Origin of the sequence: Microbacterium testaceum, from assembly GCF_001476285.1 — a bacterium.
GTDB lineage: Bacteria > Actinomycetota > Actinomycetes > Actinomycetales > Microbacteriaceae > Microbacterium > Microbacterium testaceum_B.
Genome location: NZ_LDRU01000003.1, coordinates 32,964 through 58,058 on the forward strand (window position 1 = coordinate 32,964; position 25,095 = coordinate 58,058).

The following is a 25,095-nucleotide window of genomic DNA, read 5'->3' on the forward strand; positions in this document are numbered from 1 at the left end:
CGGGTCACCATCCCCCCATCGGTGCGAGGTTGCACCGGTCCCATGAGGCAAGGAGGCCACATGACGGACAGAAGGATCGACTCCGCTCGCGGGGGCGGCGTCGACTACATCACGGTTGAGGAGTCGCCCCGCTTCCGCGAGTTGAAGAAGCGCCAACGCAGCTTCATCTTCCCGCTCGCGGTCGCGTTCCTCGTCTGGTACTTCGTCTACGTGCTGCTGTCGTCGTTCGCTCCGGCGTTCATGGCGCAGCCCGTGTTCGGCGCGGTGACGGTCGGGCTGCTGTTCGGCCTCGGGCAGTTCGTCACGACCTTCGCGATCACGATGGGATATGTCGCCTACGCGAACCGGCGGCTCGATCCCATCGCCGAAGAATTGCGTGACGAGCTCGAGCGCACGGAGCGGGGGTCGAAGTGAACGAGGTCTTCGGTACCGTCCACGCCGCCGTTCAGACGGTCGAGAACAACCCGGTCCTCAACATCTCGATCTTCGGGGCGTTCGTCGCGGTGACGCTGTTCATCGTCATCCGTGCCAGCCGCAACAGCAAGACGGCCGCGGACTACTACGCCGCGGGGCGCTCCTTCACGGGGCCGCAGAACGGCTTCGCGATCGCGGGGGACTACCTGTCGGCGGCCTCGTTCCTGGGGATCGTCGGTGCGATCGCGATCAACGGGTACGACGGATTCCTCTACTCCATCGGCTTCCTCGTCGCGTGGCTGGTGGCGCTGCTGCTGGTCGCGGAACTCATGCGCAACACCGGCAAGTTCACGATGGCCGACGTGCTCTCCTTCCGCTTGCGGGAGCGTCCGGTGCGGATGGCCGCGGCGATCACGACCCTCGCGGTGTGCTTCTTCTATCTGCTGGCGCAGATGGCCGGAGCCGGCGGACTCGTCTCGCTGCTCCTCGGCATCACCGAGCGTCTCGGACAGTCCATCGTGGTCGCGGTCGTGGGCCTCCTCATGATCGTCTACGTGCTCATCGGTGGGATGAAGGGCACCACGTGGGTGCAGATCGTCAAGGCGTTCCTGCTCATCGGCGGCGCCGTCGTCATGACGATCTGGGTGCTCGCGATCAACGGGTTCAACCTCAACACGCTCCTCGAGGCCGCCGTCGCGGCGTCGCCGAAGGGAGAGGCGGTGCTGGCTCCCGGTCTGCAGTACGGCAAGAACCCGTGGGACTTCATCTCCCTCGCCCTGGCGCTCGTTCTCGGCACCGCGGGTCTGCCGCACGTCTTGATGCGCTTCTACACGGTGCCCACGGCGAAAGAGGCACGCCGTTCGGTGGTCTGGGCCATCTGGCTCATCGGGCTGTTCTACATCCTCACCCTCGTGCTCGGTTACGGTGCGGGTGCCCTCGTCGGACCGGATGCCATCCTCGCGGCACCGGGAGGCGTCAACGCGGCGGCTCCGCTGCTGGCTCTCGCCCTCGGCGGACCGATCCTGCTCGGGTTCATCTCGGCCGTCGCCTTCGCGACGATCCTCGCGGTGGTCGCCGGTCTGACCATCACGGCGGCTGCCTCTTTCGCCCACGACATCTACGCGAGCGTCGTGAAGAAAGGAAACGTTCCGCCCGACGGAGAGGTGAAGGTCGCGCGGCGTACGGTGATCGTCATCGGCGTCCTCGCGATCGTCGGGGGCATCGGGGTGCAGGGGCAGAACGTCGCCTTCCTGGTCGCCCTGGCCTTCGCCGTCGCGGCGTCAGCGAACCTCCCGACCATCCTCTACTCACTCTTCTGGCGCCGTTTCACCACCCGCGGCGCGGTGTGGAGCATGTACGGCGGCCTCGGGTCCGCGCTCGTGCTGATCGTCCTGTCTCCGGTGTTCTGGGGCACGCCCACCAGCGTGTTCGTCAACACCGGCGTGGCGATCTGGCCGCTGAACAACCCGGGCATCGTCTCGATCCCGCTGGGGTTCCTCCTCGGATGGCTCGGGTCGATCACTTCGCGTCGCGCCGAGGACGCGCGCAAGGCGGCCGAGATGGATGTCCGCTCGCTCACCGGCTTCGGCGCCGAGAAGGCGTCCAGCCACTGAGAATCCCGTTCGGAGCGGGAGCGCCCGGTCTCGTCGGCACCAGCCGTCGGGCCGGGCGCTTCCCGGTTCACCGGCGAACGCTCGCGCGTGTCGTGTCTCCCGAGCCGACGCCGCGCCGGTCCACCGCGCCGCACGCGGCTACGTCACCCGGCCCCGCGCAGTCCTTCGCGGAGCACGACGTCGTTCTCCAGTGACAGTAGGTACTCCTTGACCTCGGGGTGACCGCCGTACTCGCCGATCGATCCGTCGGCGCGCACCACGCGGTGGACGGGGACGACGATCGAGAACGGGCTCTTCGCGCACGCCGTCCCTACGGCCCGCGCGGCCCCGGGAGCGCCCGCCAGGATCGCGACCTCTCCGTACGACGCCATCTCGCCATAGGGGATGTCGACGGTGGCCTGAAGGGCGGTTCGTGTGAACCCCTGCACCAGTCGCCAGTCGAGCGCGACGTCGAAGTGTCGGCGCGCGCCGTCGAAGTACTCATCGAGCTGCGTGCGCAGGGCGGCGGCGCCCTCGGGATCGCTGTCGGGCATGACCCCCAATCGCTGCGCGATGTCGGCGCGCGCGAGGTTCATCCCGTCGTGCGCGACGTCGAGCCGCACCAGGGCCTCGTCGACGAACGTGAGCAGGATCGGGCCGACGGGGCTGTCGTATTCCGTGCTGGTGACTGTGTTCATGTGCTCATCCTCGTGACCGGGCGGACCGTCCGTCGGGGCGGCATCGCGAAAGGGGGACAGCCCGGCGATTCGGCATCCTGGGGAGGAAGAGCCGATCCGACGGCGTGTCGCGGATTCCCGCAAAACCCGCCCCGGCTGCGCCCCATCCGGGAATGCCCGGCTTAGTCTGGCAGGTGTGTGGCGAGCTGAGGAGGACACCGTGAGCGGTGCCGACGGAGACGTTCCCTCGTCGACCGTCGATCCGGGCGAGCTGCGACTGTCGGAGCCCGGCATCGTGGTCCGCCACGTCGCCGACCCCGAGCGCGATCGCATCCGTGCCGAGGCGGCCGCCCTGGGCGGCCGATCCACGCTGCTGCGGTTCGATGACACGCTCGACGCCGGCATCGACATCACGAAGGCTCATCCCGGGTCGCTGCCGCAGTTCATCACCGGCCGGGCGACGCTGCTCTCCAACCTCTTCCGCGACGAGGTGGCGCTGCGCACCGCGCGACTGGCGGCCGAGCGCATCACGGCGAAGAACGTCGAGCTGCGCACCGCGCGCGGCCTCGAGCCCGTTCATCTGGCCGTCGGTCTCGCCGCGTGGAAGATCGGGGGAGTGGAGTGGTCCTCGCCCGTCCTGCTCCGGCCCCTCGCGATCCGTCGCCACAACGGGGATTTCGAGCTGAAGCTGCACGGTGCTTTCGTGATGAACCCCGAGCTGGCCCGCGCGTTCCGCAGCCACCTCGGCATCCACATCGACAGTGCCGCTCTCGCCGGCCTCGCCTACGACCAGGGCGTGTTCAAGCCGCAGCCGGTGATCGACCACATCCGTCGCCTGACCACGCACGTCCCGACGTTCGTGGTGCACCCGCGCCTGGTCATCTCGTCGTTCGCCGACGTGGGGTCGGGCATGGCCCGCGACACCCAGCACCTCGACGACACGCTCCTGAACGCCCTCGCTGGGCACCCCGACGACCGGGCGCGGATCACCGTGCGCCGCGAGGACCCCGTCATCGTCAGCCCCGACGAGCGCCCGCCGGCGTCCGACACCCTCCTGCTCGACGCGGATGCCGAGCAGGAACGCGTCCTCGCCCGGATCGCCGCGGGCCACTCGCTCGCCGTCCACACGCTTCCGGGCACGGGTGGTACCCAGACCGTGATCAACGCCGTGGGACAACTGGTGCACGCCGGAAAGCGTGTTCTCGTCGTCAGCGCCCGCCGCTCCACGCTCGACGGCATCCGTCACCGCCTCGCCGGGGTCGGTCTCACGGGGCTCGCGGTCTCGCCGAACCACGTGCGCCGCGACCTCATCCGCGCGATCGGCCGCAACGAGAAAGCCGAACAGCCCAAGGTCGCCGAGATCGACGACGCGTTGCTCCGTCTGCGCACCGTCCTTCGCGACTACCGCTCGGCCGTAACGGAGCCGCACCTGGCGTTGGGAGTCTCGGCCCTCGACGTTCTGCGCGCGCTCACGGCTCTGGCATCCACCTCCCCGCCGCCGTCGACCGCCGCCCGCTTCGATCTGGCGACCATGGAACGACTCGCCGGGCGCCGCGACGCGGCCGCGCGGGCGCTGGCGATGGCCGCGCGTCTGGGCGAGTTCCGTTTCGGGCCCGACGACTCCCCGTGGTACGGCGTGAGCTTCACGCGCACCGAAGACGCGAGAGCGGCGCACGACCTCGCCGGCAAGCTCCACACGCACGACGTCCCGCGCCTCCTCGAGCGCGGATACGAGCTCATCGCGCAGACGCGCATGCGCCCGTTCCAGACGGTGTCCGAGCTCGGCGCGTACCTGAAGCTCCTTCAGGGCATTCGCGAGTCGCTCGACCGCTTCAGCCCGAGCGTGTTCGAACGTCCGCTCGGCGAGCTCATCGACGCCCACTCGCCGCGTCGTGACGCGTCGCCGATGAGCGGCCCGAACCGCCGCCGCCTCAAGCGCCTGTCGAAGGAGTACGTGCGCCCCGGTGTCCACGTCACCGACATGTACGAAGCGCTCGTGCGGATCCAGCAGCAGCGCACCGAGTGGCAGCGCGTCGTCGAGGCAGGCGTCACGCCCGAAGTGCCCCTCGGACTCGCTGATGTGCACGTCGCCTGGCAGCGCGTCGACGCCCTGCTCGGCGAACTCGACCAGATCCTCGGCCGTCAGGGGTCGGAGCGCCTCGCGACCCTGCCGGTGCACGAGCTCGTCCGCACGCTCGCCGGTCTCGCCGCTGAGTCGACGTTCTTCGACAACCTCGTCGAGCGTGCGCAGCTGCGCTCCGAGCTCGCCCGTCTGGGGCTCGAGCCGCTGCTGGTCGAGCTGTCGGTCCGCCACGTTCCCGAAGAGCGGGTGGGCAACGAGCTCGAGTTCGCGTGGTGGCAGTCGGCGCTCGAGCACCTGCTGCGCACCGACCGCGCGCTGCTGGGCGCGAACACCGCCGTGGTCGATCGTCTGGAACGCGACTTCCGTCTCGTCGACGAGGCGCACGCTGCCGCCGCGGGTCCGCTGCTGGCCGCCGAGCTCGCGAAGCAGTGGCGCATCGGCATCGTCGATCACCCCGACGAGGCCGCGGCGCTGAAGCGCTCGCTGAAGGACGGGCTGCACACCGCGACGGAGATCTCGGATGCCGCGCCCACCCTGCTGCGTACCCTCGCGCCCGTGTGGCTCGCCTCGCCGTACGAGGTTCCGGACGTGCCGACCGACCTCGCCTTCGACGTCGTGATCATCGCGGACGCCGCGGCCCTGTGTCTCGCCGAGGCCGCGCCCGCCCTGCGCCGGGCCCGCCAGGTCGTGCTCTTCGGCGACCCGGTGGTGCAGAAGCCCACCCCCTTCCGCGTCAGCGCGTCGATCGCGCCGGCGCCCGACGAGGCCGACGACGTGCCCTTCGACGAGGTCTCGGTCTTCGAGCGCATCGCCGAGCTCCTCCCCGTCGAGACGCTGACCCGCAGCTACCGCGCGGGCGGCGAAGACCTCGCGCAGCTCGTCAACGACGCGTTCTACGGCGGCGAGATCGTCTCGCTCCCGTGGGCGGGCTCGTACCTCGGACGCGGCAGCCTCAGCGTCGACTACGTCGAGAACGGCGTGGGCGCGCCCCATCCCGTCAGCGGTGCGGTCGAGAGCCCGGATGCCGAGGTCGCCCGCGTCGTCAGCATCGTCATCGAGCATGCGGTCAACCGCGCGTCCGAGTCGCTCATGGTCGTCACCGCGAGCCGTACCCATGCGGAGCGCGTGCGCGCGTCCGTCGAGGCGGCGCTCGCCGGCCGTTCCGATGTCGCGGCTTTCGTGTCTCGGGATGCCGCCGAGCCCTTCGCGGTGCTCACTCTCGAGGAGTCTGTGGCCGAGAGCCGCGATCGCGTGGTGTTCTCGCTCGGTTTCGGTCTCACCCGCCACGGCCGAGTCCTGAGCGACTTCGGTGATCTGTCGACCCCCGACGGCGAACGCCTCCTGACGGTCGGCATGACGCGCGCGCGGCGCTCGATGGTCATCGTGTCGTCGATCCGCCCCTCGGCTTTCGATGACGGGCGCCTCGAGCATGGGGCCGCGACGCTGATGGGCATCCTCGGGTCGGTCGCGTCGCGCGGCCGCGAGAGCCGCCTCGAAGACCTCGCCGACCCCCTCACGCGCGCCCTGGCGCGCGAGCTGCGCGCCCTCGGCATCGAGGTCGACCTCGACTACCGTGGACTCCTCCCGCTCGTGGCCCGCCACGGCGGAAAGGCCGTCGTCGCCGAGAGCGACCCCGAGACCATCGGCGAATCGCTCCGCGAGACGCTCCGCCTGCGTCCGCAGATCCTGCGTCGCCTCGGCTGGCACTACGTGCGCGTGCACGCGTTCGATCTGTACAGCGACCCCGCGGGGGTGGCATCCCGGATCGCCGAACTGCTCGGCGTCGCGCCCGACGACCCCGCCGACTCCGGGACGACCACCGAGCCCCTCGACCTGCCCGGTTGAGTGCGATGAGCACGACCCCGGATGCCACGGGTGCCGCGGGCGATCCGGACGCGGAGCTCGCGCGCGACGACGCCTCATCGCACGAGGAACGACAGCCGGTGGTCCGGGTCCGCGGGGCGCGCCGTGCGCGGCTGCTGCCGGCGCCGGGCACGACGGCGGAACCCGCGCCCGCGGACGACCCGCACCGGGGCGGAGGGTCGGGGCCGGTGGCATCCGGTCCGAATGACGACCGCATGCTGCGCGACGTTCCCCCGCACTACTGACGAACGGGCCCGCGCTGCGCCAGCGCGGACCCGTTCAGCGAAGCGTTCAGGCCTTGTTCTGACGCTCCAGGAGGTCACGGATCTGCACGAGGAGCTCCTGCTCGGTGGGGAGCTTGGGCTCTTCGGAAGCCGCGTCGGTGACGCCGGCGCGGGCGGCGGCGCGCTCCTTCCAGCGGTTCATCGGGAAGACGAACACGAAGTAAACGATCGCGGCGACCGCGAGGAAGTTGATGACCGCGACGAGGATCGACCCGAACTCGAACGTCGCGATGCCGCCGAAGATCGTCGGAACCGAGAGGTTGAGGTTCGTCAGGTCGCCGATCTGGAACACGAATCCGATGAGGGGATTGATGAAACCCTGGACGATCGCATTCACGATCGCTGTGAAGGCTGCACCGATGACAACGGCGACCGCGAGATCGATCACGTTGCCGCGGAGGATGAACTCTTTGAATCCCTTGATCACGTTGGTCTCCTGGGGGGTCGAGGGTCTACTGGCGAGGGGCGACGCGTCAGGACGACGACGAAGCCGTCGAAGTCGATGATGACGACGTCGACGACGATCCGCCACCGCTTGCGCCGGCTGAGCTCGACGATCCGCTCGACGACGCGCTGCCGGACGAGCTGCTCGACGAGCTCCGGGAGTCGGTGCGGTAGAAGCCCGACCCGTTGAACGTCACGCCGATCGAGCCGTACTGCTTGCGGAGGTCTCCGCCGCACTCGGGGCATTCGGTGAGGGCCGCGTCAGAGAACGACTGGACGGCGTCGAAACGGTGTCCGCACTGCTTGCAGGCATACGAGTACGTGGGCATGGTGCTTCTTTCGGGTGTCAGGCGGGGGAGGCGGCGATACGTACCGTGCGCGTCGGGGTCACGATGCCCGAGACGGGCTGGTCGTGCACGTCGCGCGGAACGTCGTCGACGAATTCGGAGTCGAAGATGACGGCGTAGACGGGAGGGCACTTCTCCATCGAGCCGAGGGTCTTGTCGAAGTAGCCGCGGCCCCAGCCGAGGCGCATGCCGCGCCGGTCGACCGCCGCCGCGGGGATGACGAGAAGATCGACGTCGTTCACGGCGATCGGTCCGAGCACGTCGCCGACGGGTTCGGGGAGGCCGAACAGCCCCTCGGTGATGTCGGCGTCGGGCGTGGCGACCGCCCAGTCGAGCAGCCCGTCTTCGCGCGTGATCGGCAGGAGGACCCGGATGCCGCGCGCCACCGCGGCGGCGACGAAGGCGTGCGTGCCGGGTTCGGTGGTCGTGGACAGGAAACACGAAATGCTGCGTGCGCCGAGGCTTTCGACCAGGGCGTCGAGCTGTTCTTTGACGCCGTCCTCGGCGATTTCGCGCGCGTGCGCAGAAATGGTCTGTCGTCGTTCGCGAAGATCGGCGCGTAATGCGCGCTTGGCCTGCTCGATGCTGTCGGGCATGCAGTAAGTGTAAGTGCGCGTCCCGTCACGCCGCCGTCACAGGAGACCAGTAGGGTATGCCCATGCCTCATAAGCCCTTCAAGGCCGTCATTCCGGCCGCAGGACTCGGTACGCGCTTCCTCCCGGCCACCAAGGCCATGCCGAAGGAGATGCTGCCGGTCGTCGACAAGCCGGCCATTCAGTACGTCGTCGAAGAGGCCACCGGTGCCGGTATCGACGATGTCCTGATCATCATCGGCCGCAACAAGAACAACATCGCCAATCACTTCGACTCGATGCCCGAGCTCGAAGCGAAGCTTCGCGAAAAAGGCGACAGCGACAAGCTCGCCAAGGTCGAGCACTCCTCCGACCTCGCCGACGTGCACATGGTGCGCCAGGGCGAGCCCAAGGGCCTCGGTCACGCCGTTCTCCGCGCGCGCAGCCACGTGGGCGACCACCCCTTCGCGGTCCTTCTCGGCGACGACCTCATCGACGAGCGCGACCCGCTGCTCACGACGATGATGGAGCAGTATGACAAGCGCAACGCGACCGTCATCGCTCTGATGGAGGTCGACCCCGAGCACATCCACCTCTACGGTGTCGCCGCGGTCGAGCCCACCGAAGAAGACGGTGTGGTCAAGGTCACCCAGCTCGTCGAGAAGCCGAAGGCCGAGGACGCTCCGTCCAACCTGGCCATCATCGGCCGCTACGTGCTCGGACCCGACGTGTTCGACATCCTGGAGCACACCGAACCCGGCAAGGGCGGCGAGATCCAGCTGACCGACGCGCTCGAAGAGCTCGCCAACGGCGGCGGCGACGGTGGGGGCGTGTACGGCGTGGTGTTCCGCGGCCGTCGTTACGACACCGGCGACCGCGTCGACTACATCAAGGCGATCGTCCAGCTCGCCGCGGACCGCGACGACCTGGGCCCGGCGCTGCGTCCGTGGTTCAAGGAGTTCGCGGCGGGTCTCTGACCCCATGGATCTCTCCGTCCCACGACGGCACGGCGAGGTGTCGATCCGTCTCATCCGCAACCGCGATGCGCGCGTCCTTCAGCAGCAGCTGATCGACAACCGCTCGTGGTTGCGGCCGTGGGAGGCCACGAGCCCCGATGGCCCGGTGTCGTTCGACATGCGCCTCGGCATCCGAAGGCTCATGCAGCAGTACCGCGACGGCGTCGGCGTTCCCTTCGTCATGGAGTGGAACGACGAGGTCGCCGGTCAGCTGAACGTGTGGGGTGTCTCGCGCGGCTCGCTCGCGTCCGCGACCATCGGGTACTGGGTGGCGGAGCCCTACGCGGGACGCAACATCACCACGATCAGCGTCGCGATGGCCACCGACATCTGCTTCACCTCGCTCAACCTGCACCGCGTCGAGATCTGCATCCGTCCGGAGAATCACGCGAGCCTCCGCGTCGTCGAGAAGCTCGGGTTCCGCTACGAGGGGCTGCGCCGCCGGTACATCCACATCGACGGCGACTGGCGCGACCACTACGCCTTCGCTCTCGTGCGCGAGGAGGTCCCGCACGGCGTGCTCGACCGTTACGAGCGCGGCCAGGTGCCGCCGGACGCCGCTCGCGTCCCGCCCGCCGACCGGCTCTAGTCTTTCGGTCGCTCCCGACCACTCGCGCCCGCGCCCGCGTGGCGAGACTGCATCGCGCTGACATTCCCACTGCAGGCTGCAATGGAGATGTCAGCTGGATGCAGTCTGGGCTGGTCAGGGAGATCGCGCGGTCAGCGACGACACGCGCGGGGATGCCGAGCTGTGACCCTCCCGTGACCTACCGTGTTCACATGGGTGGACAGGTTCTCGGTGGCGGGGTGATCGTCTTCGTGGCGGTCGCGCTGTGGCTCGTCTATCTTCTGCCGTCATGGCAGAGCCGACACCGGTTCACCTCGGCCGAGCGCAACGCCGTCCGCCTCAACCAGGCGCTCCGCGTACTCGCCGAGACGGCGGAGACGCCCCGTGAGGTCCACCTCGAACTCACCGCGCGGACGGCGCACCAGCAGCAGAAGATCGCGCGTCAGGTGCAGGCCAAGAAGGCCGAGATCGAGCTCGCCGAGGCGAAGGCCCGACTCGAGGTCGCCCGCCTCGAGAACGCCCGCGACCGTGATCTCGTGAAAGAGCAGCGCGCTGCCGCCCTCGAACTCGCGCGGGCGGAACGCGCCGCCGCCGTGCACGTCGCTCGTGCCGAGCGCGCCGCGGCTCTCGAGAAGGCCCGTGCCGAGCGCGAGGTGGCCATCGAGCGGGCCCGCGCCGAGCGCGCCGCGGCGGTCGCCCACCCCGAAGCGCGTCGTGCCAAGGCGCGCCGCCGCTTCCGCCTCGCCACGTCGGTACTCGCCCTCGCCGGCCTGATCGCGGCCGTTGCCGGAACCGTGATGGTCGTCGCCGGTGGGGGACCTGTTCTCCTTATCGCGGGTTCGACCGGGGTCGTGGCATCCGTTCTCCTCCTCCGTCGTCTCGCGGTTGTGGCCTCTCGGGGCGTCGCTCGCCCGGCGGTCGTCGCCGAGGAACGCGTGGCACCGGTGGTGCAGGACTTCGCTCCGGCGGCTCCCGCGCCCCGCCAGACCTGGACGCCGCGCGAGCTCCCGCGGCCGCTCGTCGCCTCGGCCGGCTCGCGCGCTGCGGCTGTCGTCGACGAACAGCTCGCCCGCGAGGCCCTGCGTGCCGCCGCCCGCGAAGAGGCCGCCCGCGAGATCGCCGCTGCCCAGGCTCCGACCCCGATCGAGACCGCGCGTCCGGCGGCCGCTCCCTCGCCGTACGCGGCGATGGGGTACGTCGACGACACCGAGATCGAGGACCACGTCCGCCGGCTGCTCGAGCGTCGCGCGTCGGGTCAGTGATGGACCGCATGCCGTTCGCGGCATGACGCGCCCGGGAGGTCGCCCAGAGCGGGTGTCGGGCTCGCAGCGTGATAGTGTTGTGGAGTTGTCCGGGCCTGTGGCGCAGTTGGTAGCGCGCCTCGTTCGCATCGAGGAGGTCAGGGGTTCGAATCCCCTCAGGTCCACCAAATCGTTCTCTTTAGAACAAATGACGTTGTAAGAGCCATCCGCATGCGGCGCTTCTCCCTCAGGAGAGGCGCCGTTTGCTGTTTCAGAGACGGTGACGATGCTGGCGAACGGTTCGGCCAGCACACCCTCGACTGTCTCGTCGCGCGTGACGAGGATTCTCCTGAAGAAGGCCTGGTTGTACGCGCGGCGAAGCGCGTCGGGTGCGCGTCGGTAAGCCTCGTAGCAGTTCTCGGCGAGAGCGATCGCGTCGTCCAAGTTCTGTTCGAGCACTTCGAACTCGGTTTTGAGGGCGCCGAGCCGGTCGCTGACGACGGTCATCTCCCGATTCACTCGTTCTTGTTCCTCGGGGTACAGCTGGCCAGGGATGGTGCCGTCGAGGTGTGCGTCGAGCAGTTTCCTGCTTCGGTCCATAAGGCCGGCCTGCTGGGTCAGGAGCATCTGCTGCGTGCGTTTTGCCTCCGCCGCACCAGCCTCCACGGCGGTCTTCAAACGAGACTTTGTCATGGCCGCGCCGTCGGGCGTGAGCGCGACCAGCTTGTACAGGTTCTCAACCTGTCTCTCAACATCGTGGATGTTGATGGCGGACATCGTGCAGTTCGTTCGCTTCTGATGGCGCCCGACGCAGACGAAGTACGGATAGATCACTCCCGCCGCATTCTGGGAGTGGTGAATGATGAGTCGACTCTTGCATCGTCCGCAGAAGACGGAGCTTTTCAGATAGTTATTGTGGATACGGGCCTTCTCTCCAGTCGATCGTGATGCGAACATTTGTTGGCACTTCTGCCACGTCGCTTGATCCACAAGAGGCGTATGCCGCCCCGGGTAGCTCGTGCCCTGGAAGGTGACGATGCCGAGGTAGTACGGATTGTTGAGGACATGATGCAGCTGGCTCACCGTCAACGGCCGTGAGGCCCGTTTCGGCGTCGGCGGAGTCGTCAGGCCTCGCGCGGTCAGCTCCGTTCGCAGCTGAGTGAGGGTGTACTCGCCGGAGACATACGCCTCAAAAGCCCAGCAGATCTGAGGCGCACGCACGTCGTCGAGCACGACGGTTCGAACCTCACGGCCCTCGTCGTTCACAGCGGCGCGATTGCGGTAGCCGATGGGTGCTCGCCCAGGCGTGCCGCCGGTCTTCGCTTTCTGACTCATGCCCTTGACGACTTCGTTGGCGAGATTGCGCGAGTAGAACTCCGCGATCGAGCTCATAATGCCGTGCAGCAGCATGCCGGACGGCGTCTCATCGATGTTCTCGCTCACAGAGACGAGACGCGCATTCGCGTGCTGGATAGCCAAGTTGATAGTGACGTCGTCCGCACGGCTTCGCGCCAAGCGGTCGACTTTGTGCACGATGACGAAGTTCACGGGGTTCTCTGCGATGAACTTGAGCATGCGCTGCAGGTCAGGTCGATCAGCGGACCGAGCTGATTCGCCGCGGTCGACGAACTCTTCAATGATGTCGGCACCGAGCGATTCGGCTTTTCGGCGATTAGCTTCACGTTGCGCGGGAAGGCTGTAGCCCTCCGGATCGCCGTCGCGCTCGGCCTGTTCCTTGGTCGACACTCGGAGATAGGACACCGCGGTCAAGCGAGTCCCAATTGGAGGTGCGAGGGTCGTCGTTGCGTTCATGTAGTCCTCCTTTCTGCCCATGGTTCGGGCGGACTTAGCTCCTTGATTTACGCTCACTTCACCTCTTAAGTCGAGATGTTTTGCGACGTGGATGTGATGTGGAATTTGCATCACCACCTGGGGAAAACTTTCCGGTCCCGCAGGCGTTGCGGGTGTGGGGCCAGGCGGCTGGCTGCGTGTCTGGCCCCACACGGTGACGGAGGTGGGGCCGGTGCCGCCCCGCCACGAGCCGGGCGGGACGAAGTCTGATATCGGAGCTACTTGTTGAAGACGTGCCACCATCCGTCGAGGTGGACGACGTCGTAGGTTTCGAGAACGCGCTTGTCGATGACAGCGTGATTCAAGGTGATGTGGTCGTCGGGGATGCCCTGCTCGCGCATGACCTTCTTCAGCGCTTGGAGCCAGCCGAGTCCTTCGAGGACGTCGTGGCGGAACTCGGCGAAGGTTTCCCAGGCGTCGGCGTAGCTGTTGTAGAAGTTCTCCAGGACGTCGGGGGCAGCAACGTTGGTATCAGGCAGGAGCAGGTAGGCGGCGAACGAGGCACCTGCTTCTTCAATGCCGTGCAGTATGCGGAGTGCGTCGTCGGGGTCACGCAGGGTGGAGAGGGAGTGTTCGGCGGAGGCGGCGGCTTCCGGGCCGAACGGTACCTGTCCTCCGGGACGTGACGGTTCGTTCTCGGGGTGTGCAGGCGGTGGTGTTTCGGGGCTCATGATTCCTCCTCTCTGGATTCAGTCGGTGTGGCACTGTCGGGGTCCGCGATAGTGGCGGGGAGCTGCTGCGGTGTGATGACCGTGAACAGCCGGTCGGGCAGGTGCTTGTCGGCGTGGATGGTGGCGGTGAGCCGGTCGGCGCGCCGCTGGGTGGGCACGATCCACAGCACTCTCGGGAACACGCCGTGTTCGGCTTGGGCGCGGCCGGTGGCTCTGTAGGCGGCGTAGGCGGCGCACTTGTCGCGCAGCACTGGGACGACGCTTTCGGTGCCGAGGTCCACTTCGACGTACCAGTGGTCGTCGAACTCGGGCGTGGAGAGCGTGGCGAACAGATCGGGCTTCAGGATCGTCGTGGTGCCTTGCCCGGTGAGGAAGCTGCGCCAGGCCTCGGTCTCGATCTCCAGCTTCGTGAGCCGCAGGTTGGTGCCCTGGGTGAGCTCGTGGAGGATGACGGCGGTCTCGGTGATCTGGAGGCAGTGTTCGAGGAACGGGAGGCTGGGGTCAATGAAGCGTCGGCGTGGTCCGCCGTCCCTTCGGGTGATGCGTTCGCCGGCCGCGTCAAGGTGCCAGATATAGGACGCTGAGCCGCGGGTGTGCCCGCCAATCTTTCGCTCCAGGCGGGTAATCAGCCGCTGCTGCAGGAGCCGGTCAAGGACACGAACGGTCGCGCGGGTAGCGGCACTCGGAGTGGCGTGGCCGGTGAAGAACTGGCGCTGGAGCTGCTTAGTGGTGGCGTAGCAGTGACGGCTCAGGAACCGCAGCAGCGCCCAGTCCCGCTCCGACAGATCGCTGCGGAGCTGCCGAAGTTGGACGGAGGTGACGTAGCTGGAGGGTCGGATCGTGGGGGTCATACGGTCCCCCTTCCGCTGGCCGGGTTGGCGGTGTTGGTTCCCGCCGTAGGCGGGACAGTCGATCCCCAATACGGCTGGGGATCGCCGTTAGGACGGGCTTTAGGGGCGGTGGTTCTGCATCGGACGGGTCGGTCGACCGGACAGCCGTTCCCTTCTTCGCGCCCGCTCATTTCGGGCTCCGTTTCGTACGCCCGATGGGCTCGTCATCACCCTCGTCACCCTGCCCGTCACCCTGGGAGTCATCGCATCCGTCACCCTCCGTCGTCACCCTCGGCGAGTCAGAGGTGTCAGGGATGTGGCGCGCGCCATAACGGGCCTCGGCCTCAGCGGTGACGGCCTCCACCGAGGAGACGGCCTTCGGCGGTGGGAGAACGCTGCCGGAGAACCAGCCTGTGCGAGCACCGCTGTTCTGGAGGCTGGTGTAGATCTCGTAGGGCGGGAGCCGAGTGAAGTCTTCTGGGTCGAGCCCAGTGGTCCGGGCGGCGAGCCTCGCTTCGGCATCTTCTTGGCCGAACAGAATTTTGTTCCTCGCATTCGCGTCGATTGTGTAGAGGAGCTTGGCGGGCATCTGGCTGCGGTGCTGGTGAGCGATGTGCCACGCCGCGCCCAGCGATCTGGACTGTTCGAGCGCTTCACCGAGGTCGGCACTCTTGCAGGAGATGTCGCCCACCTTGGAGGTCCGAATCGACCACGTCGGAGGTGTGGAAGACGAGAGCAACCAGCCTTGACGAAGGGCGGTGGTCATCATCGATGACTGCCGCCCCTTCACGTCGCCACTCGCGGACCCGGCTGCGGGCCCGCTCTCGGTACGACGGGGGTCGCTAGCCGCGGACCGCGGGTCAACTCGCGCGGACCATTGGAACGTGCGTGGGCTTCAAAACTCCCGCCGCGCGGAAGTCCGAGTCTACGGCGCGGGGCTTGGGTAGCGTGGGGGTGTGACCTCGATACCTGCCCGCGAAGTGTTGATCGGCCAGCTCATCAAACGCGATCCGGTTCGCACGGAAGCGGACATCCAGGCTGACATCTACGGGCTGCTGACTGTCGGAGACCTGAACATTGGTCTTGATCAGGCGCACATGGAGGCTCCCTCCGCGGACGGCACTCGGCGTCGTATTGATGTCGAGGTCGGGCAAGTAGCGATCGAGGTCAAGAAGGATCTGCGCAACCAGACGGTGCGGGCTGATGGCGAGTCTCAGCTGGAGGGATACATCTCGACCCGAACCGAACAGTCAGGCGCCCACTATTCCGGTGTCCTCACCGACGGCGTTCTGTGGCTGCTATTCAATGTCGGTGCCGAGGGGCGTCGACTCGTCGCCGAACTGGACATGACGGGCAAGGAACCGTCTGTTCTCGTGGGATGGCTCGAAGCTGTCCTGTCGACGCAGACGCAGGTGAAGCCCACCCCAGCCGAGATCGTGCGGCGACTTGGAGCCAGCTCCCCAGCCCACCTCGTTGATGTCGCGGCATTCCGAGACCTGTATCAAGCGAATGCAGGCAACACGGAAGTCGCACTCAAGCGCGAACTATGGGCCAAGCTCCTTCGCACCGCTTTCGGGTCCGCGTTCGAGGATGACGAGACCCTCTTCATCAATCACACCCTGCTCGTTCTCACTGCGGAGATCATCGCTCACGCCGCCCTGGGGTTCGATGTCAGCGCTAAGGGCGGAATCAGCGCTAAGCAACTCAGTCTTGGAACTGAGTTCTCGAACGCACAGATCGTTGGTGTCGTTCAAGCGGACTTCTTCGACTGGCTCCTCGACGTTGACGGCGGCGAGGAGCTCATCGCGAACGTCGCCCGACGGATAGCCCAGTTCAACTGGGCTCATGTCGAGCACGACGTGCTGAAGCTCCTTTATGAATCGGTGATCGACACGCGTGACCGAAAGGCACTGGGCGAGTACTACACGCCTGACTGGCTGGCTCAGGCCATCGTTGACGCGAACGTAGAGGAGCCTCTGACTCAACGCGTTGCGGACGTGGCCTGCGGCTCGGGCACCTTCCTGTTCCACGCCATCCGCCGGTATCTCACCGCAGCGGAGCAAGCCGGCATGTCGAACGGCGACGCAATCAGCGGGGTCACGTCGCACGTCACGGGTATGGACGTCCACCCGGTGGCGGTCACCATTGCCCGTGTCACGTACCTGCTCGCCATTGGCGTGGAACGGCTCACCGCCGACGACCGTGGTCCACTCGTCGTTCCTGTCTACCTCGGCGACTCCCTGCAATGGGAGCAGCAGACGGATATCTTCGCGTCAGAAGAGCAGCTCACCATCGCAACATCAGGTGCCGACCTTGTGGAGGCTGGTGCGGCGCTCTTCCACGACGATCTCGTCTTCCCGAAGTCGGTCCTGCAGGACGCGGCGAACTTCGATCGGCTCGTCAACGCGATGTCAGACAAGGCGTCGGACACAAGCAATCGGACCAGCAAGACGGTGATCTCGCCGACACTACGGCAGTTCGGCATCCCCGAGCGGGACATGGATGTCCTCGTCGCCACCTACGACACCATGCGCAGACTGCATGCCGATGGACGCGACAGCATCTGGGGCTACTACGTCCGAAATCTCGTTCGTCCCACGTGGCTGGCCGCGGACGACAATAAGGTCGATGTCCTAGTCGGCAATCCGCCCTGGCTTCGGTACGGAGCGATGACCGGCCCGATGCAGACGCGCTTCACCGCCATGCTTAGAGCTCGCGGCCTTATCACCGGCAGAGCCGGCGCGACCGGCAGGGACCTCGCTCCGCTGTTCGTTGTGCGGGCCACCGAGCTATACCTTCGGGCAGGCGGCAGGTTCGCCATGATCGTTCCCCACGGCATTCTCACCCGCCAACCCCACGCTGAGTTCCGGTCGGGGCGGTGGGGGAGCACGATTCTTGACCTGCGCGTGCAGTTTGACCGCGCGTGGGACCTGCAGCATGCTGCCACCGGGTTCCCCAACCACGCAGCCGTCGTCGTCGGCAACCGCGGAACGACCTCCAAGGCGATGACCGCAGAGGTGGAGTCATGGTCGACGAAGGGCGCAAAGTCCAACGTCACCTGGGATGAAATGCTCCCGCGTTTAACACGAGATGTGACCACGGTCGGGGTGACAAGCGAAGAAGACGCAGCAGTTACGTTCTCGATCTATCGGAAGAGGTTCCGTCAGGGGGCGGTGCTCGCTCCTCGAATGCTGACGTTCGTCGAGGAAGGAAAGTCGAGCCCGCTAGGAGCTGGCGCTGGGCGTGTTCCCGTCGTCTCCCGGAAGACGAACCAGGACAAGCCGCCGTGGAAGTCGCTGCCGGCGATCTCAGACGTAGTCGAGAAGACGTTTGTCCGCCCTGTCCATCTGGGTGAGACCACACTTCCGTTCCGGACGACGGTGCCACTCAAGGCAGTACTGCCGATCTCACCGAAGACCGGGAAGCTTCTCACATCCGGCGAGATCGCGGAGCATGAGGGCCTCTCGCGTTGGTGGTCTGCTGCCGAAGAGATATGGGCTGAGAACAAGTCGGCGAACGATTCTGGCGGATTCCTCGATCGAATCGACTACATCGGGCAGCTCAGCGCCCAGCTTCCTGCTGCGAGCCAGCGTGTGGTGTACACAAAGGCGGGGAACTCGATCGCCGCCGCACGAGTCGCCGACCCCGACGCGGTCATTGATCACATGTTGTACTGGGCGGCCGCAAGCTCGGTAGACGAAGCGCGGTACCTGGTTGGCATACTCAACTCGGCGGCCGTGCTTGAGAGAGTCAAACCGTTTATGGCCGTCGGTCTTTTCGGCCCGCGACACTTCGACAAGAATGTCTTCCGGGCGCTGATAATGCCCTACGACCCGACGGACACCTTGCACGTCGACCTGGTAAAAGCAGTCGGTAGCGCTGAGGGTGTAGCAAGTACGGTCGATATCTCGAGTGCTAAGACGTTTCAGACGGCTCGAAAACTGGTCCGGTCCGAACTTGAGCGTCAGGAGATACTTCGGGACATTGAGGATCTCGTTCTGCAAGTGGTTCCCGAGGCCCCTGCCAAGTCATCATCGCTTGCGTAGTTGTGACCCAGCCAGCAATTGTTTGCACGTAATCTGCCGGTACTTGGCTGTGGGTTAGAAAATTAGTCCGTACCTTCTCCCGGACGCCATCGTCAGGTCGAGTGAGTTGACGGCGGCGCTTTTCAAGTCGCGAACTGCTCTTTCATCTGTCGCATCTAACTCGAACCTATCTGCGGCCTCGGCGTCCGGTGCCAGGCGAGTGAAGAGTAGATACGAGTGATCGTACGAGTCAAGACCGTTCTGCTCGGGGATTGGAAGGTTGATCTTATCCATCTCGTTGTTGCCGAAGCGCACTGATCGTTCCACGAATTGCGTGCCGGGCCGTCGCACTCGCATCTGAACTTTCCCGAAATTGTGGTTCTTGGGGACACGCATGGATTCGAACCCGAAAAAGACGCGTGTACCTCTTGGGGTGTCTAGCTGGTTCCCCGGCTTTTGCGGCCCCCGGTTCTTCGATATGGCGCCGGTATCAATCCAGAGGTGTCTCGCGTTAGCAAGCTGAATCGTCAGTGAGCTCGACACGTCCGGACCCGCCGTAGGCCTGAGGTACTGTCTTGTGGCGGCGGTGCGTTCCTCTGGCGGTTTTCGGGGCCGCGGCTTCCCGCGGTAGGCGTCACGGTACGCATCGCGGATATCGCACCAAGGTACAGCGGTCGCCCACGCGTCATCGAACCAGGCAATGGTGTTCCTCAATGTCTGGAGCTGGCGACGCTCTGATCGTGAGGGACGGCTCGACCAAGACTGTCCAACGACGATCTCTGATCCGGTCGCGAGCGCACTGGCGGTGAGGTTGGCTGAGCCCATTACTGACGCGCAAGACTCGCTCCACGACGTGCCTCGGAAGATGAATGCTTTGGCATGGAAGGTCGACTGGGGCAATAAACCCGGAGACGCTAGAACCTGAGACGCATTGGGTATCCGGACTTCGGAGTTGGACAGCTGCGCGATCCGGTCCAATGCCTGGGGCTGAGTGATCCCGAAGTCGACGCTGACCAGGAATCTTTTCGAGGCGCGGTCCCATCGTGGGTCGGTGAGCGCGCCGTCCAGCAGTCGAACTCCGGCCGTGCTCGCGTAGGCGACCGCGACATCGACGATTGTGTAATCGTCCGCAGCTGAGGCGGCACGCGTCAGCGCTCTCAGTACAGCCTCAACTCGCCCGCTCGAGACATCTTGCGCGTGTATTGCAACTTGGTACCCCACCCGACCCCGCTCTCTGGCTTGACGTGATGCATGAACGCACCCGGTGCTCGGGCCCAGCTTTTCAGCCCCTTGGCTCCGTACGCCTACGAGTGATGCCCGGCGTGTCGCGCCTATCTCACGTCGCGCCTACAGTTCATCAGACACGCGCTGCCCATAGGGGTGTCGGTCCATGTCCGAAGCGCCCAAGCGGATGAGTCAGGCGGTTCTGTGTACCGCTTGCGAGGGAGATTCCGCTCACCGGTTCGCAGTAGGTTGTCGGAGTGAGCGTTGCGAAGTATCACCACATCAACCCACAGTTCGTACTTCGCGGCTTCGCGGACGAGAACGAGCGAATCAGGACCATTCGACTACCTGAACGGAAGGGCCGCACCTCGCTGGTTGAGAAGACAGGCGGCGAGAACCACCTGAACTCGATACCTGGCCATCCGAGTGGCTCCGATGTGTTTGAGAAACGACTGGGTGAGGGTATCGAGTCCGAGACTGCGCTCCTGTTCGAACGCGTTGACGGGGGTGAGTGGCCGCTGCCTGAGACCGACCGCGACACTCTCGCGGAGTTCGTCGCATTGCAGATGTTGCGCGGACCCGAGCGGCGCCGACAGATGGAGTCGGTCGCGGGAGGGCTGTTCTCCAAAGCGGCGGGCCAATTGGGTCGAGAGAAATTTGGAGAGTTGGCGTCGGATATCGTTGGGCGACCACTCAGCGAGGCAGATGTCGACGAGATGTGGTCTGCTGTCACTAACCCCGGTGGCTTCCGGCTGCCGCAGACAGCCCGCGACCACATCCAATTGATGGGCGAGGCTACCGGCGAGATCGCTGGGTTCCTTGCGTGTCGTCCGTGGACATTAGTGCGGTTCACGGACCGCGCGCTCATCACCAGCGACGCTCCCGTATCGCTGGTCGCTCACGAGCAGGCCGGTCCGTGGATGGGCGTTGGTGTCCGGGATGCCCGGCTTGTGCTGTACCCGATGACTCGGAGAATCGGTCTCATCATGCGGAACCCGTTCGACGGCCGCTACCCAACCCAGGACGACCTTAGCGCGCTCGTAGAGAATACTCGCTCGGGTCTTCTCGACGATCGCTCATTCGGGACCATAGAAATCGAAAGGACGATGAATGCGTGTACGGCGGCCCGCGCAGCGAGCAACATCTATCATCATCCCGACGACTCTCAGTTTGTCCCGTTCGATTTTCGGGAGAAGTAGAACGGTCTCGCGTCTGCGGTTGCCCAAACGCTTCGCCGGCGCGCCGAATCCCCTTACCCCGCTGCCAAACGGACGCCATGCAGCCGGTGAAACGAATCTCCCAGCGCCCCCGCTCACGTACAGTGGCGTATCGCCTACCTGACGCCGCGTGAGTTTACTCAATCAGTTTGCCATTCCAGCCGGACGCGGGATCCGCCCAGCCGCTAGTAGGGGTTGCAACGATTCGCCAAACCAGCCACCACACGTAAAAGGGGTACGGAGAGCGCTCTTCTTCGTCGGAAACCTGGCCATGGGCTACGCGATGGCGAAGGTTGGGACCCCCCACATCGCCGAAAAGAGCGCGAAGCTCGAAGGCCAACGAGACCCCGAAGACCTGTTCGAGCTTCCCGGATTTGAGAAGCGAAGGCAGGCTGGTCTCGTCTTCCACTCCGTCGGCGTAGCGGCTGGTTCGATCGTCGATGGTCTTCAGCTGTTCGCGGACGAGGTGCTCGGTTTGTGGGATCAGGAGCTGGAAGGCGGTGAAGAAGTCGCCTGTGAACCCGTAGAACAGTGCTGTTCCGACGGATGTCGTCCTGTCCTTGGGAGTCATGTCGCTCTGGGAGGCGATGTCGACGAAGTCCGAGTGGGACCAGTGCTGTGTTTCGTGGAGGTGCTGCCAGACCGGGTGCAGAAGCTGGGGCACGGTCGTGTGGACGCGAAATTCATGGCTGCGCATCATCTGGTGCCACACAGGGGAGGGGACCCCGAAGACCTGTCTCTTGGTGTCGCCGGTGACTGCGCTCACCCGGCCGTCCTTTTCGATGGTCCGGCGGGGTGCGTCGGTGAGAAGCGCGAAGTTCTTGCGGATGTTCTCCGCGTCGGCGAGCTCTGCTGCGTAGTCCGTGAGGTCTATGAGGCGCAGGAATATCGCTTGGGCATCGTCGTCCTTGGCGTTGGCGATCTGAGAGAGCGCATGATCCCGCGCGGTGCTCAGGTCGGGGAGCGGGGTGCTTCTACGAGTGCTGTGGGACACGATGATCTTCCCGGCGCCGCGGATGTCGGCAGCGAGTTCATTGCCTAGGTCTACGAGATCCCGGGCGGTGCGGGCGCGGATTGAGGTCCGCAGGTAGTTTCTGTGTGCACGGTGGAGAAGTTCCGACGCGTAGAAAGCGCTGTCGACACGAGCATCTGCGATGTGCCCTCGTGCTTCCTCCTGGAGCGTCAATGCAAGATCGAGCAGCAGGTCGTCTGAACGATTGCGATCTCCTGCGATGGCAGCCCATCCCGCTGCCTCCTCAAGCTCGATGGCGGACCGGCTGCTTTGTGCGGTGAATGAGAACTGGCAGGCTAGCCGTTTCGCATGGCGGTGGGTGCGTTTGTCCTCACGTAGGCGTCGACTGAATGAGATGTAGTGCAGATCCGGGAGGGGAGCGAGGATGAGCTCTACCACCCGGTCCTCAAGTTGCTCCACCACCGCGCGATGCGCGGGACCAAAGCCACCCAGCTCCAGGGCGCGGGTCAGGAAGTCCATGTCGCGCGGCTTGAAGGTCGGGTCCGCTATAGCTTCTCGCAGGCTCTCGAGCATGATGAGTGCGGCGTTCGCACGTGCACGACCCGAGCTTCGCAGCGCGATCAGATCCAAGCAGCGGGCCCGCAGCCGCCAATTGTCGGTCATGTCGGCGAGATTGGCGACGATTTGCATATCGTCCTCGGTGAGATCTGCGGGGCCAATGTCGCCGGGGAACCACGGTTTGTAGGGCACGGAGCGATCAGACGGGTCGAAGATATAGTCCTCCACCGAGGTGGCAATCTTCTTCGCGCGCTGCGCGGCGGGGTGTTCGGCGTTGACCTCCGACGCCCGCACTCGGTGGACGGCACCGCCCCGCTCGTCAACGCCTTGGTCATCGCCCATCCCGTGAGATTAGCGGCACGGTCTCGTCACCGGAGTTGATTGCATCTCGGTTTGTCGAGGTGCGACGAGATGACGCGATGATCTCGGGATCGCGGGCGGTCTGCCCCACGGGTCTGTCTTGCGCAACCGGCTATAGGGCGTGACGCTGGGACTCCGGCGGGTGCGCAGCGGGCATCTCACAGGCTGCCTCCGCGCCGATCATCGCCTCGAAGTTGACGCCTGAAGCAGTGGGGCGGGCCCTCTACCGATATCGTCACCGTAGCTCGGCGGACGCTGCGAGACAGGGGGGACGATGGATGGACCGCATCGCGTTCGTGTTTTGGTGAATCGTGTTGAACATCAGGCCGATGAGCTGCTTCAGCGCACCGCGGCGGCGAACGGTGACCGCCTGCTCGCGAAGGTCCGTCTCGCCGATGCGGTCGACGTCGGAAACTGGGGCGCGCCGTACCAGGAGTTCGCGATGCGCGCGCACCTCGATTTCCTCATGATCAGCGTCGCGACGTCGGAGCCGTTGTTTGCCGTCGAGATCGATGGTGCTCGTCACAGGAGCGGCCGAACCCAGCGCCGGCGCGACGTGCTGAAGGACAAACTCTGCAAAGAGGCAGGCTTGCCTTTGCTTAGAGTCGGTAGCGACTTCGCCCGGCGCGAAGGTCGTGTGGTGCTGCTCGACTACCTCTGCGAGGCGTACTACCGCAGCATCGCGTTCGAGGCGGCGCAAGAGGCCGGGCATATTCCGATGGATGAGGTGTTCATCCACTGGGCCTACATGGAAACGGATCCCGATTCGGGCTGCATCTCTCTTAGCGGGCTGGACATGAAGGCCCGCGCAGAGCTTGAGTTGCTCTATCGCCAGAAGCGCATCCCGCACTTCGTTCCGGACACCTGGGGCGGCGAAGTTGACGGGTGGGGCGACCTGCGTACCGATGTCTACCTTGGCGTGGGGAAGGAGCTGACCCTCGTCGGATCGGCGACCGTTCGGGACTTCGGCGGGTTCGGGATCTCGGCGGCTGAACTTTCCGAGGAGCTGGCGATTTTGGAGCTTCGCCAGGAGGTCGACCGCTGGCTCGCTGGCGAGGGTGTGGCGTGGGGACGCCCCGAGTTCCAATCTCACTTCCGGGCGTTTGTCCGCGAACACTCGGCTCGCTGCTACACGTCTTCATCAAACCCGAATGGACTGGCGCGGATTCCGTATCCACCGTTCCGAGCGGAGGGCCTGAAGATCGAGTTTCTTGAATCACACTGAACATTGCACAGCTTCACGAGCGGCTCTGCCAGCACAGCGAAGACATCGTCACGTCCGATTGCTTTTCGTCGCTACTCGCCCATGGACTATCCTTTCGACACCCGTGCGATGGAGGTGGGCTGATACAGTCGTTCGGCGGACGGGAGCCAACGGGCAAGTGCACCGGTGAACTGGCTCGCTTGGTACGCCTCGATGGGCTTCTGGACCACGGACGCCAGGCAGAATCTCGACGTGCTCTTCCGGTCCGCTTCTGTGCCTGCAAAAGTTTCTGGGGTCTTCCCGGCGTGCCTCCTAGCCCTTCCATCAGCGAAATCGTTGATTGTCCGCGTTTTCTGCGTTTGCAATGAGTCCCCAGCAGTTCCAGGCTGAGGCCTTCCGAAGGCCATTAGAAAGACTGCAGCTCGCTGCCGGCTCTCGTGGGGTCGAGACTGGTGGGCAGTGGGGGACCGCGGGATTCGTTAGTCTCAGTCTTCGGTGAGGCGAAGACGCCTCGAACGTGAGGTCGATTGAGGTGGCGCTTCGTCCGCGAGCGGCGCTAGGAGGGCCCGCACTGTGGACGCCAATCGCGCTGCCGCGAGCCGATCCGCTTCTGGATTGTCGTCTTCCGTGTCCTCCGCGAGGGTCGAGAGATCTCGGATCAGCAGCAGCGGATCTTGGTCAATGTTTCGTAGCAGGCGGATCCACTCTGCCTCGTGATCTTCCGCCACAGTTGCCGCATAGACGATGAGCGAGCGAATGAGACGACCGACATCGCGATCGAGCAATACGGCGAGCCGAAGGTACTTGTCGACTTCCGTGTCTGAATTTTCGGGGCGGGGGATAAATCCGAAAGCCTGGTAGTAGAGGTCGTCTGGTTCGGGGTCTAGCTTGGCGACCGCGCGGGCGACGCTCGCCGACAGGCGGACAGGGTCGTGCACGAAGCCCTCCTGGCGTCCGTGTTCCCAGATGCGCAGAATCAGGTCCGCGACTTCATCCTCTGCCCGTTTCCGTTCGCTGGGCGCGACGTGATCGAGTGCAGTGAGCCTCTGAGCGAGGTGGTGAGCCATCCACTGAGAGAGAA

Annotated in this window: 19 protein-coding genes, 1 tRNA gene and 1 pseudogene; 11 read left to right on the top strand and 10 right to left on the bottom strand. The window is 65.5% G+C overall.

From position 1 onward, the window contains the following. Positions 1–60 precede the first annotated feature (60 nt). A complete protein-coding gene (locus tag NS283_RS01060; protein ID WP_058595031.1) occupies positions 61–414 on the top strand; it encodes a DUF485 domain-containing protein in 354 nt (117 codons plus the stop codon). Continuing rightward, entirely contained in the window at positions 411–2,027 is a 1,617-nt protein-coding gene (locus tag NS283_RS01065) for a solute symporter family protein (protein WP_058595032.1), read from the top strand. Before NS283_RS01060 ends, NS283_RS01065 begins: the two co-directional genes overlap by 4 nt. Positions 2,028–2,170: 143 nt before the next feature. On the opposite strand, the gene NS283_RS01070 is transcribed toward NS283_RS01065, so the two are convergent. Then, positions 2,171–2,704 (bottom strand): methylated-DNA--[protein]-cysteine S-methyltransferase, encoded by a 534-nt coding sequence (locus tag NS283_RS01070; protein WP_058595033.1) that lies wholly within the window; start codon positions 2,702–2,704, stop codon positions 2,171–2,173. 199 nt (positions 2,705–2,903) lie between these two features. Between NS283_RS01070 and NS283_RS01075 the strand changes: the two genes are divergently transcribed. Both NS283_RS01075 and NS283_RS01080 read left to right on the top strand, forming a co-directional pair. Next, positions 2,904–6,611 (top strand): AAA family ATPase, encoded by a 3,708-nt coding sequence (locus tag NS283_RS01075; protein ID WP_153003241.1) that lies wholly within the window; start codon positions 2,904–2,906, stop codon positions 6,609–6,611. 5 nt (positions 6,612–6,616) lie between these two features. After that, on the top strand, positions 6,617–6,874 hold the full coding sequence (locus tag NS283_RS01080) for a hypothetical protein (RefSeq protein WP_058595035.1): 258 nt from the start codon (positions 6,617–6,619) through the stop codon (positions 6,872–6,874). A 46-nt stretch (positions 6,875–6,920) separates the two neighbouring features. On the opposite strand, the gene mscL is transcribed toward NS283_RS01080, so the two are convergent. From mscL to NS283_RS01095, 3 genes are read right to left on the bottom strand one after another with little or no spacing between them, the layout of a single operon-like run. Further along, the gene (gene mscL, locus NS283_RS01085) at positions 6,921–7,340 is read right to left on the bottom strand and encodes a large conductance mechanosensitive channel protein MscL (protein ID WP_058595036.1); all 420 of its coding nucleotides are present in this window, start codon (positions 7,338–7,340) and stop codon (positions 6,921–6,923) included. 46 nt (positions 7,341–7,386) lie between these two features. Beyond that, entirely contained in the window at positions 7,387–7,686 is a 300-nt protein-coding gene (locus tag NS283_RS01090) for an FmdB family zinc ribbon protein (RefSeq protein ID WP_058595037.1), read from the bottom strand. A 17-nt stretch (positions 7,687–7,703) separates the two neighbouring features. Further along, positions 7,704–8,300: a 5-formyltetrahydrofolate cyclo-ligase gene (locus NS283_RS01095; protein WP_058595038.1), complete on the bottom strand. Its 597-nt coding sequence runs from the start codon at positions 8,298–8,300 to the stop codon at positions 7,704–7,706. A gap of 62 nt (positions 8,301–8,362) precedes the next feature. On the opposite strand from NS283_RS01095, the gene galU reads away from it, so the two are divergent. From galU to NS283_RS01115, 4 genes are all read left to right on the top strand, one after another. Beyond that, positions 8,363–9,253, top strand: coding sequence for a UTP--glucose-1-phosphate uridylyltransferase GalU (gene galU / locus NS283_RS01100; RefSeq protein WP_058595103.1), 891 nt, complete (start codon positions 8,363–8,365; stop codon positions 9,251–9,253). A gap of 4 nt (positions 9,254–9,257) precedes the next feature. Continuing rightward, positions 9,258–9,881, top strand: coding sequence for a GNAT family N-acetyltransferase (locus NS283_RS01105; protein ID WP_058595039.1), 624 nt, complete (start codon positions 9,258–9,260; stop codon positions 9,879–9,881). A gap of 191 nt (positions 9,882–10,072) precedes the next feature. Then, positions 10,073–11,122, top strand: coding sequence for a hypothetical protein (locus tag NS283_RS01110; RefSeq protein WP_058595104.1), 1,050 nt, complete (start codon positions 10,073–10,075; stop codon positions 11,120–11,122). Positions 11,123–11,213: 91 nt separating this feature from the next. Continuing rightward, positions 11,214–11,289: transfer RNA gene (locus NS283_RS01115), tRNA-Ala, on the top strand. Positions 11,290–11,890: 601 nt separating this feature from the next. Here the strand turns inward: NS283_RS01115 and NS283_RS19410 are convergent. The 4 genes and pseudogenes from NS283_RS19410 to NS283_RS01130 all read right to left on the bottom strand — a co-directional run. Beyond that, positions 11,891–13,195, bottom strand: a pseudogene (locus NS283_RS19410) (recombinase family protein); the annotation flags it as partial. Next, positions 13,171–13,623: a hypothetical protein gene (locus NS283_RS01120; RefSeq protein ID WP_058595040.1), complete on the bottom strand. Its 453-nt coding sequence runs from the start codon at positions 13,621–13,623 to the stop codon at positions 13,171–13,173. The gene NS283_RS01120 and the pseudogene NS283_RS19410, both read right to left, overlap by 25 nt. Beyond that, positions 13,620–14,474 (bottom strand): replication-relaxation family protein, encoded by an 855-nt coding sequence (locus NS283_RS01125; protein ID WP_058595041.1) that lies wholly within the window; start codon positions 14,472–14,474, stop codon positions 13,620–13,622. The genes NS283_RS01120 and NS283_RS01125 overlap by 4 nt, the downstream gene beginning before the upstream one ends. Before the next feature lie 166 nt (positions 14,475–14,640). Next, on the bottom strand, positions 14,641–15,219 hold the full coding sequence (locus tag NS283_RS01130) for a hypothetical protein (protein ID WP_193752606.1): 579 nt from the start codon (positions 15,217–15,219) through the stop codon (positions 14,641–14,643). A 190-nt stretch (positions 15,220–15,409) separates the two neighbouring features. Here NS283_RS01130 and NS283_RS01135 point away from each other — a divergent pair, with 190 nt between their 5' ends. Both NS283_RS01135 and NS283_RS01145 read left to right on the top strand, forming a co-directional pair. Continuing rightward, a complete protein-coding gene (locus tag NS283_RS01135) occupies positions 15,410–18,499 on the top strand; it encodes a class I SAM-dependent methyltransferase (protein WP_153003242.1) in 3,090 nt (1,029 codons plus the stop codon). 1,460 nt (positions 18,500–19,959) lie between these two features. Then, positions 19,960–20,901, top strand: a complete 942-nt coding sequence (locus NS283_RS01145; protein ID WP_081317184.1) for a DUF4238 domain-containing protein — start codon at positions 19,960–19,962, stop codon at positions 20,899–20,901. A gap of 154 nt (positions 20,902–21,055) precedes the next feature. Here the strand turns inward: NS283_RS01145 and NS283_RS01150 are convergent, their stop codons facing one another. Next, complete coding sequence (locus tag NS283_RS01150) at positions 21,056–22,792, bottom strand: DUF4209 domain-containing protein (protein ID WP_058595045.1); 1,737 nt, start codon at positions 22,790–22,792, stop codon at positions 21,056–21,058. 292 nt (positions 22,793–23,084) lie between these two features. Between NS283_RS01150 and NS283_RS01155 the strand changes: the two genes are divergently transcribed. Further along, the gene (locus NS283_RS01155; RefSeq protein WP_081317185.1) at positions 23,085–24,035 is read left to right on the top strand and encodes a DUF2726 domain-containing protein; all 951 of its coding nucleotides are present in this window, start codon (positions 23,085–23,087) and stop codon (positions 24,033–24,035) included. 464 nt (positions 24,036–24,499) lie between these two features. Here NS283_RS01155 and NS283_RS01160 read toward each other — a convergent pair whose 3' ends face one another. Beyond that, a complete protein-coding gene (locus NS283_RS01160; RefSeq protein WP_153003243.1) occupies positions 24,500–25,081 on the bottom strand; it encodes a hypothetical protein in 582 nt (193 codons plus the stop codon). Positions 25,082–25,095: the final 14 nt, after the last annotated feature.